Origin of the sequence: Pantoea sp. WMus005 (assembly GCF_013415305.1) — a bacterium.
Classification (GTDB): Bacteria; Pseudomonadota; Gammaproteobacteria; order Enterobacterales; family Enterobacteriaceae; genus Pantoea; species Pantoea rara.
This window is the reverse complement of record NZ_JACBXU010000001.1, coordinates 22,405-36,701: the sequence shown is the minus strand read 5'-3', so window position 1 is coordinate 36,701 and position 14,297 is coordinate 22,405. Positions and strand designations below refer to the sequence as shown.

Below are 14,297 nucleotides of genomic sequence, written 5' to 3'. Positions count from 1 at the left end.
CAGCCGGGACGTTAACCGTCCCGGCCACGGTTAACGCTAGAAACTATAATCCACAGCCGCAAAGTATCTGCGCCCATCTTCGTTATAGCTGTAGTCGTCGCGGTTGAGATCTTTATCTGTCAGGTTCAGAACCCCTGCCCGGATCTTCACCGCTTTGTTCACCTTATACGACCCGCCGGTATTCCAGACGGTATATCCACCCGGTGTAGCGCTGCCGTCGGTCACGGTGCGGCTCTTGCCTTTATAATTCGCGGAAAGATAGAAGCTCCAGTCCTCCAGCGGTTTCCAGTCGAGAGTCGCATTACTCGTATGGAACGGCAGTTCGGACAACGGTTTGTTGCCGCCGTTACTTCGGTCGCGGGCGTCGTTATAGGTGTAATTCAGTTTGAGGTTCAGCGTATCGGAGACCGGCAGACCGAGTTCAGTTTCCAGCCCGCGGATACGTGCTTTATTCACGTTGTAATACCGGAAGATCGGATTGCCACTGGCATCAAATCCGGCAAAGTTCTGATAGGTCTGTGCCAGATTGCGGTTAGCGGTGCGGATAACCGTAATCATGTCGTCGATGTCGTTCTGGAACACCGTCGCGCTGGCGGTCACATCTTCGAGCAGACCTTCCTGACCGGCATAATACAGGCCGAACTCCACGCTTTCGCTGGTTTCCGCTTTCAGATCCTTGCTGCCCACCACATTGCAACTGCCGCGACAGGAAGCACTTTGCCAGTCCGGGCTCAGCTGAAGCAGAGAAGGCGCTTTGAACGCGGATGCCCAGCCGCCTTTCATCGTGATCGTATCGGTGGCGTTGTAAACCAGATAAGCGCGCGGACTCCAGTTGACGCCGTAGTTTTGGTGGTCATCCATACGCACGCCGCCGGTCAGCGCCAGGTTTTCAAAGATGTGCCACTCATCTTCCAGGAACAGCGCGTACTGATTCGCCTGCGTGCTGCCGCCGTTTTTCATGTTTACCGCGTCTTCGAGTTTATCGTTGCGGTATTCGCCGCCGAACGTCAGGAACTGGGTGTAATCGCCTAACGGGATCACAACTTTGCCATCGAGAGCGTTATTTTTAGAGGTGATGGTTTGGGCGTTTTTATTTTCGATTTTTTCACCGTAGAACCGCAGTTCGGTGTTCGCCCCTCCCCAGCGGCCATTGTGGCCGAGCGAGTAGTTTTCGCGCTCAATACGGTTTTTATCCAGCGATTCGGAATCACGATCCTGACGATCCCTTCCGTATCCAAACGTGATGTCCTGATCTTTATCCGGGGTCAGGGAAAATTCGACGTTAGCGTTACGCGATGTGTAGCCTTCGATACGTGGCTGACCGGTGCTGCCGCTGGCAGAACTGGCCTGATCTTTCTCGCGCTTACCCAGCGCACCGTAAACTTTCACACCCAGTAAATCGTCAACCAGCGGACCACTGGCAAAGACATTACCGTTGCCACTATCGCCACGATCGCGGTGTTCCTGAACGGTGGTATCGGCGCTCAACGTGCCGTGCCATTGCGTGCCAACTTTACGGGTAATGATGTTAACCACGCCGCCCAGCGCATCGGAACCATATAAAGACGACATCGGCCCGCGCACCACTTCTATACGTTCGATCGATTCCGCCGGGATCCAGCTCAGATCGAAATCGTTATGGCGGAATACGGCGTTGCGGGAATTTACGCGTTTGCCGTCAACCAGGATCAGCGTATAGCCGCTGCCCAGTCCGCGGATGCTGACGCCCTGACGGTTGTCACTTTCATTGGTGATCTGTACGCCCGGAACGTCTTTCAGCACGTCTTTGAGGTTTTGTACCGGCTTCTTCTGCAGATCGTCGCGGGTTATTACGCTGATACTGGCTGGTGCATCTTTAAGATTCTGTTCAATCGAGGAGGCGGTGACCACCATCTGATCTTCATTCTCTTTCACTTCGCTGGCGTCTTCCGCCATCACCGGCATCGCGGCAGCAATCAGTTGTGCGAGCAGCCCGGCTTTAACGGCCGGTGTAAATTTAACCTTAACCATCTTTTCTCTCCGTGATGTTTAAAGCCCCGGCAGCCGGGGCAAAGTCCCTTTTACTCGGTCCAGTAAGTGCCGGTCGATTCGACGGCGAGGAACTGTTTATAGAGTTGCGTTTGCGTTTGCTGCGGATCGAGATCGGCAAACTTCTGCGGATAAAACGCTTTGGCAAAGAGCTGCACGGCCAGCACGTTATAGGGGGAGTTGTAATAGTTGTGCCAGATGCCAAAACTTCGGCCCTCTTCCACCGCTTTCAGCGTGCTGATGCCTTTACGCGCCAGCAGTGGCTTCAGGCTGGCGCTCGCCTGTTGCGGTGTGGTCTGCGCGCCCAGCACTAAACCGGCGGGTAGCGTATCGCCCGCTTTTGGCGGGTTGGCGCCACCGCTGACCAGGTACACATCCGGTTGCGCAGCGATAACTTTTTCCAGATTCACCTGGCCGAGCACGCCAGGGAGCAGCGGTCTGGCGATATTCACGCCACCCGCCAGATCGATAAAGTCACCCATGTTGCCGTTACCGGCTGAGCGGCAACATTCATCCGCCGTGGAGGCGCGCAGTTCGATAAAGACTTTCGGTTTATCCTGCTGAGGAATCTCTTTAGTTACGTCGGTGACACGCCTGATATTGTCCTGATAGAAGCGGATATAGTCCTGCGCCTGCTTCTCGCGGTTCAGGACTTTGCCCAGCAGTTCCATACTCGGCAGGGTATTTTTGAGCGGAGAAGTACGGAAATCGACAAACACCACCGGCACACCGGCGTTTTGCAGCTGTTTCACCAGCTCACTGCTTTTGCCCGGCCCATGGCCTGACAAACCGAAAATCGCCAGCTGCGGATTCAGCGTCAGCACTTTTTCCGGGCTGATGGTGTCGGCGCTGGTAGTACCAATCAGCGGGATGTTGTCGATTTGCGGGAATTTCGCCCGATAAGTGGCGTAGGTTTGCGGGTCAAGCTTACGGAAATCGCCCTGCCAGCCGACGATACGGTCAAACGGTTTCTGGCCTTCGAGTAGCGAAAGAGCGAAGAACAACCGGCCCTCTCCGAGCACTACGCGCTGGACATCATCCGATACAGTAACCGTGCGCCCCGCAACGTCTGTAACGGTGACTGCGTGTGCCGTTACACTGAGCAAGCCGAATGTGAGGCCTGCGAATCCGGCAGCCATCTGCTTGCCAGAAAGCACTTTTAATAGTGTCTGAGGATAATTCATCTTCTTCCGATTCCTTTTCGTTTCCCTGAAAAGGAACGAACAATAATGCAAACGATAACTACTATCAATTACATTTACATTTGGAGGGATCTTTAAATCTGAAGGGGGGCGCGCACGAAAATGAGGATGACTGAAAACCTCAACGAAGCCCTGGAAGCGTATACGGGACGTGTTACGACGTCATAGCGTGAGGCATGCTTCAGGACTTCATACACTCCTCACAATTTACCCTGACTCTCGTTTGCCTGAATATTCTGTTTAATGCGATGGGAATAGGTCGGGTTAAGTCAATAACCTCTCTATCAGTCGATTCCCTGGCGAGAGGTAACGCTCAGGCTCTTTGCAGTCGAAAATAGCGGCCTTTCTCACTCCTTACTCAGCAAGCTTCCTCACTCCCCTTTACAGCCCCAACCCAAACACGAAATAATCTCCCTTCGAGCCAGACCACGTATGACGGTAAGGCCTTAACTTAACTTCAACGCTGCGGACACCCTATGAATAACGAAATTTCCCTTAAATACTATGATGTCGCAGATGAGTATGCGACGGAGTCTGCTAAGCCCGTGAGCGAAGCAGAACGTACCCCGCTGGCGCATTACTTCCAGCTGCTGATCACCCGTTTGATGAACAACGAAGAGATCAGTGAAGCATCGCAGCAGGATATGGCGCGTGAAGCCGGCATTGATGAGCAGCGTATTGATGAAATCGCAGAGTTTTTGAACCGCTGGGGCAACGAGTAACTGTCACTCACCGCCAGACGAGTGAGCGCCATCCCCTCGCCATCTGGCGCAGCTGAAAATTATCATCCAGACTTATATAGTCTGTGCAGGCATTGTGTTTTACACTGCGCGCTGTAAAAAACTGAGTAGATTAAGCAGGCAAAAATGGCGATGAACGGAACGATCACAACCTGGTTTGAAGATAAAGGTTTTGGCTTTATCAAAGATGAAAACGGCGATAACCGCTATTTTCATGTGATTAAGGTCGCCAACCCTGACCTGATCAAAAAAGATGCGGCGGTGACCTTTGAACCCACCACCAACAACAAAGGCTTGTCCGCCTATGCGGTGAAAGTGGCACCGACAAGCAAATACATCTATATCGCAGGTGAGCGTCTGAAGATCACCTCGATTAAGTCTTATCTGGTCTACAACGAAGAAGTCCCGGTCGATGCCGGTGTCGACAAAGAGAACGCCGTGCTGTCAGTCGGTCTGTTGCTGAATAATATCCGGCCGAAATCTGACCCTGACGCCAGTGAGATGCGTTCGCTGAAAAAGCTGGCAGTGACCACCTTCCAGGGAACGACACTGATCTTCTCCGAAGATGAGATCGACATTGAAAGCACGGTTAAGGTGCTTAAAGGCCTGAAATAATCCCGCAGTCAGAGCCGAAATTCTGTTTCAGGATTTCGGCTCTGACGTCCCACCAGCCGGCTTTTCAGGCACATTTCTCTTACACAACATCCCCGGCCGCCGGGTTGATCCGCGACAAAGCACTCCTCTTGCAGATAAAACTGCCCTGTACTCCCCCCTAATCTATATGTTTATGATAAAACACAGGTCAAAAGCGCAGGTCATCAAGGTTCATCCCCACAAGGCGACTTTCCAGGGTAGAATCGGAGACTTTGTTCAGTCATTGCCAATGTTTTCCATCATCGCAAAGTGATACGAAAAGCGGGTGAAATAAGGTATAAAGCCGCATGAAAATCCCAAACAGAATCCAGCCACTGGTCGATGACGGCCTGATTGACGATGTCCTGCAGCGGCTGAAAAGCGGCAAAGAAGCAGACGTCTATACCGTGCTATGCGGCGGCAAAGTGCAGTGCGCCAAAGTCTACAAAGAGGCGACCCAGCGTAGCTTCAAGCAGGCGGTGCAGTATCAGGAAGGACGTAAAACCCGTAACAGCCGTAACGCCCGCGCGATGCAGAAAGGCACGAAGTTCGGCCGCAAGCAGCAGGAAGAGTCCTGGCAGACCGCCGAAGTCGATGCCCTGTTCCGCCTGGCTAACGCCGGTGTTCGCGTGCCCCAGCCTTATCTCTGCATAGACGGTGTATTGCTGATGGAGCTGGTGACCGACGCCAATGGCTCAGTTGCGCCACGTCTCAGCGATGTCTCTTTGTCTGAAGAGGAGGCGGTCACCGATTTCCACACCATGATTCGCAACATCGTGCGCATGCTCTGTGCCGGTATCGTGCATGGCGACTTATCAGAGTTCAACGTGCTGCTGGATGATCAGGGACCCGTGATCATCGACCTGCCACAGGCGGTTGATGCCGCAGCCAATAACCATGCCGAGTCGATGTTTGAGCGCGACGTAGACAACATTACCTCCTACTACGGCCAGTTCGCTCCGCAGCTGCTGAAAACGCGCTATGCCAAAGAGATCTGGCTTCTGTATGAAGATGGCAAGCTGACCCCGGAAACGCCGCTTACCGGCGAGTTCGTGGAAGAAGAGCGCGTGGTGGATATGGATTCTCTGATGGATGAGATCATCACCGCAGAAGATGAATATTACGAGCGTCAGCGCGCCAGCCGTGAGCGCGACGAAGAGTAAATAAGAAGGCAGCGAGTAGACTCGCTGCCTTTTCACTATCGCACTATCACAACGCCCTCACCGCACGATGACCGTCAGCGCAATCAGAGTTAAGCCGATGATCATCACGCCGACAAATACCTTATCGAGCCTGTTTTTTTTCATCTTCGCCTCTCTAGAACCACTGACCAAAACGGCGGATGTAGAAACGTTTCATGCCCTGCGCGACCAGGCAGTAGCTGAACAGCGTCAGCACCAGCCACGGGAAGTATTGCCATGGCAGTGGCACCAGACCGACCATCGCGCCCAGCGGTGAGAACGGAATCAGAATGCCCAGCACCATCACGGCTAGCGTGGTCAGCATCACCGGTAAGGTGGCGCGACTCTGGATAAACGGAATCTTCCGGGTACGCAGCATATGTACCACCAGCGTCTGAGACAGCAGCCCCTCAATAAACCAGCCGGACTGGAACAGCGACTGCACGCCAGCATGATTAGCACCGAATACGAACCACATCAGCGCAAACGTTGTGATGTCAAAAATTGACGACGTCGGCCCCATCCACAGCATGAAGCGTTTGATGTTGCCAGCATCCCATTTACGCGGCTTATTCAGAAACTCACGGTCAACCTTGTCCCACGGCAGCGCCAGCTGTGAGACGTCATACATCAGGTTCTGAATCAGCAGATGAATCGACAGCATCGGCAGAAACGGAATAAAGGCACTGGCCACCAGCAGCGAAAAAACGTTGCCGAAGTTCGAGCTGGCGGTCATGTTGAGATACTTGATGATGTTGCCAAAGGTCTCACGTCCTTTGAGTACACCCTCATTCAGCACCTGCAGATCTTTCTCCAGCAGGATAATGTCCGATGAGGCTTTCGCCACATCTGCCGCGCTGTCCACGGAAATCCCGGTGTCGGCCGCCCGCAGTGCGGGCGCGTCATTGATGCCATCGCCAAGGAACCCGACGGTGTGACCGTTCTGCTGCATCAACCGTACCAGACGTGATTTCTGCAGCGGTGTCAGCTGAGCAAACAGGGTGCAACGCTCCGCTTCCAGCGCCAGTTCATCGTCATTCATCGCCTCAATCTGATCGCCGGTCAGCATGGCCGGATCGGTCAGCCCGACATCGGCACAGACCCGCAGCGTGACCAGCGGATTGTCGCCGGTCAGCACTTTCACCGTGACGCCGCTGTCGCGCAGAGCTTTAATCGCCTTACCTGCACTGGCTTTCGGCGGATCGCGGAAGGTCAGCATGCCCTGGATAACCAGATCGCGCTCATCACTGTCGCTGAGCGGCGCGCGCAGCTCGCCATCCCGTGTCGCCACCAGCAGCACACGATAGCCCTGCTGATGATAGTGTTCGGTCTGCGCCAGCAGCGCCGCACGCTGCGCCGCATCCAGTGCAACTACCGCATCGCCCTTCCGCACGGCAGTGCTCACCGCCAGCATCTCTTCCACTGCGCCTTTGCAGATCAGCTGTGAACGATGCTGAGCCAGATTCTCCACCAGCACCGACACCCGGCGGCGGGTAAAATCGAACGGCAGCTCATCGACCAGCTGAAACTGGCTGCGCTGAGACTGGGAAATGATTTTATCGCCCACGCTGAGCACAGCGCGGTCCATCAGGTTTTTCACGCCACTCTGGCTGCCACTGTTAAGCCATGCCAGCAGCAGCACCTCTGCATCGTCATTGCCCTGCGCGTCCAGATAATGGGACAGCAGTATGGTGTCCTGGGTCAGCGTGCCGGTTTTATCCGTGCAGAGCACATCCATCGCGCCGAGGTTCTGAATGGCGTTGAGCTTTTTGACGATCACTTTGCGACGAGACATCGCAATCGCGCCTTTGGCCAGGTTGGCGCTGACAATCATCGGCAACATTTCTGGCGTCAGCCCGACCGCAACTGCCAGGGCAAACAGCGTGGCATCCATCCAGTCGCCTTTGGTGAAGCCGTTAATCAGCAGCACCACTGGCACCATCACCAGCATGAAGCGGATCAGCAGCTTACTGACGCTGTTGACACCGCGATCAAACGCGGTCTGCGGACGGCTGCCGGTCAGTGATGAAGCCAGCGAGCCAAACCAGGTTTCGCCGCCAGTCGCCACCACCACTGCACTGGCTGTGCCGCTGGTCACGCTGGTGCCCATCAGGCAGAGATTCGGTGACGCCAGCAGCTCTTGAGCGGTCTGGCCTTCGCCATCGATACCCACATCACTGCTGTGTTTCTCAACGGGCAGCGACTCGCCGGTCAGCACGGCTTCACTGATAAACAGGTTACGTGAACTCAGCAGGCGAACATCGGCTGGCACCTGGTCGCCGGTGCTGAGCAGAATGATATCGCCCGGCACCAGTTCACGCATATCCACATCCTGGCGCTGCGCGGTTTCGCTGTCTGCCTCACGCCGCAGCACGGTGACCTGGCTGCGAACCAGTGACTTCAGCGCCTGCGCCGCCCGGTTGGTACGAAACTCCTGCCAGAAGCGCAACAGCCCGCTCAGCATCACCATGGTGCAGATGATGATCACCCCGGAAAGATCGGTTTCCTGACCGGCGCGCAGCGGCAGCCAGAAGTCAGTCACAAAACTCACCAGCGCCAGGACCAGTAGTACGTAAATAAACGGGTTATTAAATGCCATCAGCAGCTGAATCAGCGCTGGTGGTGCTTTCTCATGAGCCACTTCATTGCGGCCATATAAAGCCAGTCGTTTCGCCGCTTCCGCCTGAGTCAGCCCCTGACGATGGCTGCGCAGGTTGTTCAGCGTGATCTCAATGTGCTGGCCTGCCTGCTGTGCCACAGCAAACATTTTTTTACTTTTTTTATCAACGCGGTTGCCACTTGAATTGATCGCAACCTGTTCCAGTTTCATGTCGCTCATTTCGACATCTCCCTGATTTAAAGCAATAGTCGTTCTGCACGCAAAATAAGGTGCATAGATAAAACCTGGCGTGACCGGGTTATTTAATTCAGTGACCTTCAGGAATAATCACGTTATTCCGCCTGCGCATAAAATAACGACGCACACAGGGTTAGCCGACGTCGGTTAAACGCAGCGTGTTGAAAGTCTGATATCGGCAATCGGGCGTAGACTGAGCTACGCCAGTCGGGGCGGAGGAAAAAGAGCGAATACAAACAGCAGCATAACGCGCACTCCTGTGGATGGCAGGATTAAAAATAAGGAGCGCGATCATTAATTAAAGCGGGGATCGCTGCTCGCCGGATGGCAAGCAGCATAGGAAATTCAGCTTGCCAGAATTAACGCTAATCTCGTATCACTGTCCAACTGAATTCTCCTGAAGTTATCTGCCGCCATTATAAAGAGAGGCGGGCTTCGGTAAAGCAATAACGCCCTGAATAATGCTTTCGTTGAGGATTTGTTTCTGCTCAGATTGCCGTTTCGTTAACACTGTAACGATCTTCTTATAACCACCAGCTAACCCTTATAACCTTTTGACATATGATTAGCCCATATTCGACTATTCTTCGCATCGGCCCTTTCGTAAACTCGCGTAACTTTTTAGAGGCAAGGAAATTTCATGAAAACTATAATTCCATCACTGCTGGCGCTGACGCTGGCTGCCGCCTTCACAGCACAGGCCGCAACACCGAAAGATACCCTGGTGATTGCACAATCTACTGACGATGCCGACAGCTTCGACCCGGCCAAAGGGTTTGAACTGACCAGCGTTCAGGCTTTTACAAACATCTATCAGCGTCTGGTGCAGTCCGATCCGCAGAATCCGGTGGATCTGAAACCTACTCTGGCGACCTCATGGCAGCCCGGCAGCGACAACCGCAGCCTGACCTTTGAACTGCGCAAAGATGCGAAATTCTCCACCGGCAACCCGCTGCGTCCGGAAGATGTGATCTTCTCGCTGGGCCGCGTGGTGAAGCTGAACCTCGATCCCTCTTTCATCCTGACGCAGCTTGGCTGGACCAAAGATAACGTCGATGGCTTCCTGAAGAAAGTCGACGACAATCACGTGCAGATCAGCTGGACCGCTAACGTCAGTCCGACCTATGTGCTGAGCCTGCTCTCTGCCCCGGTTTCTTCCATCATCGATGAAAAAACCGCGATGGCGAACGAGAAGAACGGCGATTTTGGTAACGCCTGGCTGGCAACCCACTCTGCGGGCAGCGGTCCGTATCAGATCCGTAAAGTGGTGATGCATCAGGTCGTGCTGCTCAGCGCTAACCCGACCTCACCGGCGGGCGCGCCGAAGATGAAGAATATCCTGATCAAAAACGTACCGGAACCGGCTGCGCGTCGTCTGCTGCTGGAACAGGGCGATGCCGATATCGCCCGTAATCTGGGTGCCGATCAGATCGCCGCGCTCAACGGCAAGAAAGGCGTGAAAACGGAAGCGATTCCCATGGCGTCCCTCTACTACATCCAGTTCAACATCGGCGCGAACGAGACGATGAAGAATCCAGCCTTCTGGGAAGCGGCACGCTATCTGTGGGATTACAAAGGCATCGCTAACGAGCTGCTGAAAGGTCAGTTCGACGTGCATCAGAGCTTCCTGCCGAAGGGCTTCCTGGGCGCGATCAACGACACGCCATACAGCTACGATCCGGAAAAAGCCAAAGCGATTCTGAAGAAAGCGGGCCTGAGCAACGTGACGTTCAAGCTCTCCACCAGCAACCAGCCGCCTTATCTGGATATCGCGCAGGCGCTGCAGGGCAGCTTCGCCAAAGCGGGTGTGAAAGTGGAAGTGGTGCCGGGCCTGAGCTCCGAGGTGTCCACCAACGTGAAAGCACATAAATATGAAGCGACACTGAACGCCTGGGGCTCTGACTATTTCGATCCGAACACGAATGCCGCCTCGTTTGCTTATAACCCGGAAGATGGCAGCAAAACCATCGCTTACCGTTCAGACTGGCACACTCCGGAGCTGAACAAGCAGGTAATTGCGGCGACGGCGGAAAGTGATCCGAAGAAACGCATCGCGCTGTATGAAGCGATGCAGCGTGAAGTCATGAAGAACTCACCTTACGTGATTGGGATGCAGGCGAAGAACCTGATCGCCCTGCGCGACAACCTGAAAGGCTATGTGCAGGGTATCAACCCTGACATGGTGTATTACTCGCAGGTCACTAAGTAATGGCACAGTCTGTACCTTCAGCCGGGTTCGCCCGGCTTTTTTGGCAGCGTGGCGGACGGCTGATCGGTAGTGTGTTGTCGCTGCTGGTCACGCTGCTTGGCCTGCTCGCCTTCACCTTTATGCTGTCGCATCTCTCGCCGATCGATCCGGTACAGCAGATCGCCGGCGATCACGCCAGTGAAGCAACGTATGCGCAGGTGCGTCATGATTTGGGTCTTGATGAGCCGGTGCTGATGCAGTTCTGGCGCTACGTCGAACATCTGGCGCACGGCGATTTGGGTGTCTCCCGCCTGACTAATCAGTCGGTGAGCGGCGACCTGATGACCACCTTCCCCGCCACCATTGAACTGGCAACCTGCGCGATGATCTTCGCGGTGGTGTTCGGCGTTTCGCTGGCGCTGCTTGCGGCGTGGAAACCGGGCAGCTGGATCGATAACCTCGCCCGCTTTATCTCGCTGCTGGGCTACTCGGTGCCGGTGTTCTGGCTCGGCCTGCTGGGCCTGCTGCTGTTTTATGCGGTGCTGCACTGGTCCGCCGGACCGGGACGGCTTGATGATATCTGGGTCTATACCCTGGAGCCGAAGACCGGTTTTGTGCTGATTGACAGCTGGCTGTCGGGCGAACCGGAGATGTTCCGCAACGCGATTGCACACCTCTGGCTGCCGGTAGTGATCCTCGGCCTGCTGGCGATGGCGGGCATTACCCGCCTGCTGCGTGCTGCGCTGCTGGAAGAGAGTAGCAAAGAGTATGTGGTGCTGGCGCGTGCCAAAGGCGCGGGTCGGGTACGCATCCTGCTGCGCCATATTTTCCCCAACGTGCTGGGCACGCTGGTCACGGTGATTGCCCTCTCCTACGCAACCCTACTGGAAGGCTCGGTGCTGACCGAAACCGTCTTCGCCTGGCCGGGTGTGGGTCGCTATATGACCAATGCGCTGTTCTCCGGCGATGTGCCGGCGATTCTGGGCTCAACCCTGTTGATCGGCGGCTGCTTTATTCTGATTAATACCCTGGCGGATGTCTTAACCTGGTTAACCGATCCGAGAACCCGATGACGCAACAACTCTCTGAACTCGAAACGCTGCGACCACGCCGTCGCCGTCAACGCGTTACCTCGTTAACCGTTGGCCTGACGCTGGTCGCGATTCTTATCCTGATGGCGTTACTGGCGCCGCTGATTGCGCCGTTCGACCCAAATGTGCAGACCATGTCGAGTCGCCTGCTGGCACCGTCAGCACAGCACTGGTTCGGCACCGATGGCTTTGGCCGCGATCTGCTGTCACGCGTCATTTACGGTGCGCGCCCGACTCTTCTGCTGGTGTCGCTGATCCTGGTGCTGACCATTCCGGCCGGACTGCTGATTGGCATCACCGCCGGTTATGTCGGCGGCTGGACCGAACGCCTGCTGATGCGCATTACCGATATCTTCCTGTCGCTGCCGAACCTGGTGATCGCGCTGGCGCTGGTGGCGATTCTCGGCCCTGGCCTGATGAACGGTGCGCTGGCACTGGCACTGACCAGCTGGCCGCCGTTTGCCCGCCAGGCCCGCGCTGAAACCCTGGCACTGCGCCGCAGCGACTACCTTGCCGCCGCGCGGATGCAGGGGATTACCGGTTTTCGCCTGATGTTCGGTCATATTCTGCCGCTCTGCATGCCGACTGCGGTTGTACGCGCTGCGCTAAGCCTGGGCGGGATTATCCTGGCTGCGGCCGGACTCGGTTTCCTCGGCATGGGCGTTCAGCCGCCAACGGCAGAATGGGGCTCAATGGTCGCCGAAGGCAGTAAAGTCATCTTCGATCAGTGGTGGGTTGCTGCTGCACCGGGCGCGGCTATTCTGTTTGCCAGCCTGGCCTTTAACCTGACAGGCGATGGCCTGCGCGACCGACTGGATACCCGTCATGCAAAATAATCTGCTCCTTGCCGAAGGGCTGACCATTCGCAGTGATGAAGCGCTGCTGGTCGATAACATTAGCTTTTCCGTGGGCCGCGAGCGTGTGGCGCTGGTCGGTGAATCCGGATCCGGCAAGTCACTGACCGCCCGCAGCCTGATGGGACTGCTCTCGCCCGCGCTGCATCTGCAGGCCAGCCAGCTTCAGGTGGCCGGTGAGAATGCACTGACGCTGAGTGAGCGTCACTGGAACCAGCTGCGCGGTAACCGCGTGGCGATGGTGATGCAGGACCCGAAATATGCCCTTAACCCGACGCGCACCATAGGCTGGCAGGTGAAAGAGCCGCTGATCCTGCATCGCCGTCTGAGCCGTGCCGAACGTAAAGAGAAAGTGTGTGACATGCTGGATGCGGTCGGCCTGCCCGATCCGCGTCGTCTGATGCAACAGTATCCGCATCAGCTCTCTGGCGGCATGGGCCAGCGTGTGATGCTGGCGATCGCGCTAATCACGGATCCTGACTTCCTGATCGCCGATGAACCGACCTCCGCGCTGGATCATGCCATGCGCGATCAGGTGCTGGCACTGATCCGCGGTCTGGTGGAAGCGCGCAATATGGGGTTGCTGCTGATCAGCCACGATTTGCAGCAGGTCTCAGAACATTGCGAGCGGGTGATGGTGATGTACAAAGGCCGGTTGCTGGATACGCTGCCCGCAGCCGAACTGCCCCACGCGACCCATCCTTACACCCGCACGCTGTGGTCCTGCCGTCCGGGCAAAGCGACTCACGGACAGACATTACCGGTACTGGATCGCGCTGCGCTGGAGGCAAATTATGATTGAGTTACACAATCTCAGCGTCGCCCACAAACAGGGTTATGACCTGCGCACGGTGGTGCATGAGGTCAACCTGGACGTTAACGCTGGCGAGTGTTTTGGTCTGGTGGGTCCGTCGGGCTGCGGCAAGTCGTCTCTGTTGTGGGTGCTGGCGGGTCTGAACCCACACTGGCAGGGCCAGATGCAGCTTGCCGGTCATGAGGTTCAGCCGGGCAAAGCCTTCACCGGCGCGCTGCGTCAGGAAGTGCAGATGGTGTTCCAGGATCCCTATGCCTCGCTGCATCCGCGTCACCGGTTGCGTCGTACGCTGTCGGAGCCGCTGAAGCTGCTGAAACGCGACAACATCAACGATCGTATCGATCAGGGCTTCCGTCACGTCGGACTCGATCCCGCACTGGCGGATCGCTATCCGCATCAGCTTTCTGGCGGTCAGCGTCAGCGCGTCGCTATCGTGCGCGCCCTGCTGCTGCAGCCGAAAATCCTGCTGCTGGATGAGCCGACGTCAGCGCTGGATATGTCCGTGCAGGCGGAGATCCTGAATCTGCTTAACGATCTGAAACAGCAGGATGGGCTGACGATGGTGCTGGTCAGCCACGATCCCGATGTTATCGATCACATGTGTGATCGTGCCGTGCGCATGGCGCAGGGTCGCATCATCGAACAGCTCTCTGCCTGAAGCCAGTCCGGGCGGCGTTAATCTGCCGTCCGGCACTGCAGTTTTCTCTCG

The 14,297-nt window shown here is 55.9% G+C and carries 12 protein-coding genes; 8 read left to right on the top strand and 4 right to left on the bottom strand.

Going from position 1 to position 14,297, the window contains the following annotated elements; all coding sequences use genetic code 11:
* Positions 1–36 precede the first annotated feature (36 nt).
* Positions 37–2,010 (bottom strand): catecholate siderophore receptor CirA, encoded by a 1,974-nt coding sequence (gene cirA, locus HZZ01_RS00160; protein ID WP_179894996.1) that lies wholly within the window; start codon positions 2,008–2,010, stop codon positions 37–39.
* A gap of 50 nt (positions 2,011–2,060) precedes the next feature.
* Entirely contained in the window at positions 2,061–3,167 is a 1,107-nt protein-coding gene (locus HZZ01_RS00155) for an ABC transporter substrate-binding protein (protein WP_255434168.1), read from the bottom strand.
* A 539-nt stretch (positions 3,168–3,706) separates the two neighbouring features.
* On the opposite strand from HZZ01_RS00155, the gene HZZ01_RS00150 reads away from it, so the two are divergent.
* The 3 genes from HZZ01_RS00150 (at position 3,707) to HZZ01_RS00140 (ending at position 5,766) form a co-directional block, all read left to right on the top strand.
* Positions 3,707–3,952, top strand: a complete 246-nt coding sequence (locus tag HZZ01_RS00150; RefSeq protein WP_179894994.1) for a YmjA family protein — start codon at positions 3,707–3,709, stop codon at positions 3,950–3,952.
* 144 nt (positions 3,953–4,096) lie between these two features.
* The gene (locus HZZ01_RS00145; protein ID WP_179894993.1) at positions 4,097–4,585 is read left to right on the top strand and encodes a cold-shock protein; all 489 of its coding nucleotides are present in this window, start codon (positions 4,097–4,099) and stop codon (positions 4,583–4,585) included.
* A gap of 326 nt (positions 4,586–4,911) precedes the next feature.
* Positions 4,912–5,766, top strand: coding sequence for a PA4780 family RIO1-like protein kinase (locus tag HZZ01_RS00140; protein ID WP_179894992.1), 855 nt, complete (start codon positions 4,912–4,914; stop codon positions 5,764–5,766).
* 57 nt (positions 5,767–5,823) lie between these two features.
* Here HZZ01_RS00140 and mgtU read toward each other — a convergent pair whose 3' ends face one another.
* Positions 5,824–5,910: a magnesium transporter protection protein MgtU gene (gene mgtU / locus HZZ01_RS21135; RefSeq protein ID WP_370463438.1), complete on the bottom strand. Its 87-nt coding sequence runs from the start codon at positions 5,908–5,910 to the stop codon at positions 5,824–5,826.
* Positions 5,911–5,920: 10 nt separating this feature from the next.
* Positions 5,921–8,623, bottom strand: coding sequence for a magnesium-translocating P-type ATPase (gene mgtA / locus HZZ01_RS00135; protein WP_179894991.1), 2,703 nt, complete (start codon positions 8,621–8,623; stop codon positions 5,921–5,923).
* A gap of 658 nt (positions 8,624–9,281) precedes the next feature.
* Between mgtA and HZZ01_RS00130 the strand changes: the two genes are divergently transcribed.
* From HZZ01_RS00130 to HZZ01_RS00110, 5 genes are read left to right on the top strand one after another with little or no spacing between them, the layout of a single operon-like run.
* Positions 9,282–10,850 carry an ABC transporter substrate-binding protein gene (locus HZZ01_RS00130; RefSeq protein ID WP_179894990.1) on the top strand — a complete coding sequence of 523 codons (1,569 nt, stop codon included), beginning with the start codon at positions 9,282–9,284 and terminating at the stop codon, positions 10,848–10,850.
* The gene (locus tag HZZ01_RS00125) at positions 10,850–11,902 is read left to right on the top strand and encodes an ABC transporter permease (protein WP_179894989.1); all 1,053 of its coding nucleotides are present in this window, start codon (positions 10,850–10,852) and stop codon (positions 11,900–11,902) included. Before HZZ01_RS00130 ends, HZZ01_RS00125 begins: the two co-directional genes overlap by 1 nt.
* The gene (locus tag HZZ01_RS00120) at positions 11,899–12,756 is read left to right on the top strand and encodes an ABC transporter permease (RefSeq protein ID WP_010257750.1); all 858 of its coding nucleotides are present in this window, start codon (positions 11,899–11,901) and stop codon (positions 12,754–12,756) included. The genes HZZ01_RS00125 and HZZ01_RS00120 overlap by 4 nt, the downstream gene beginning before the upstream one ends.
* Positions 12,746–13,576, top strand: coding sequence for an ABC transporter ATP-binding protein (locus HZZ01_RS00115; RefSeq protein WP_179894988.1), 831 nt, complete (start codon positions 12,746–12,748; stop codon positions 13,574–13,576). Before HZZ01_RS00120 ends, HZZ01_RS00115 begins: the two co-directional genes overlap by 11 nt.
* Complete coding sequence (locus HZZ01_RS00110) at positions 13,569–14,246, top strand: ABC transporter ATP-binding protein (protein WP_179894987.1); 678 nt, start codon at positions 13,569–13,571, stop codon at positions 14,244–14,246. The genes HZZ01_RS00115 and HZZ01_RS00110 overlap by 8 nt, the downstream gene beginning before the upstream one ends.
* Positions 14,247–14,297: the final 51 nt, after the last annotated feature.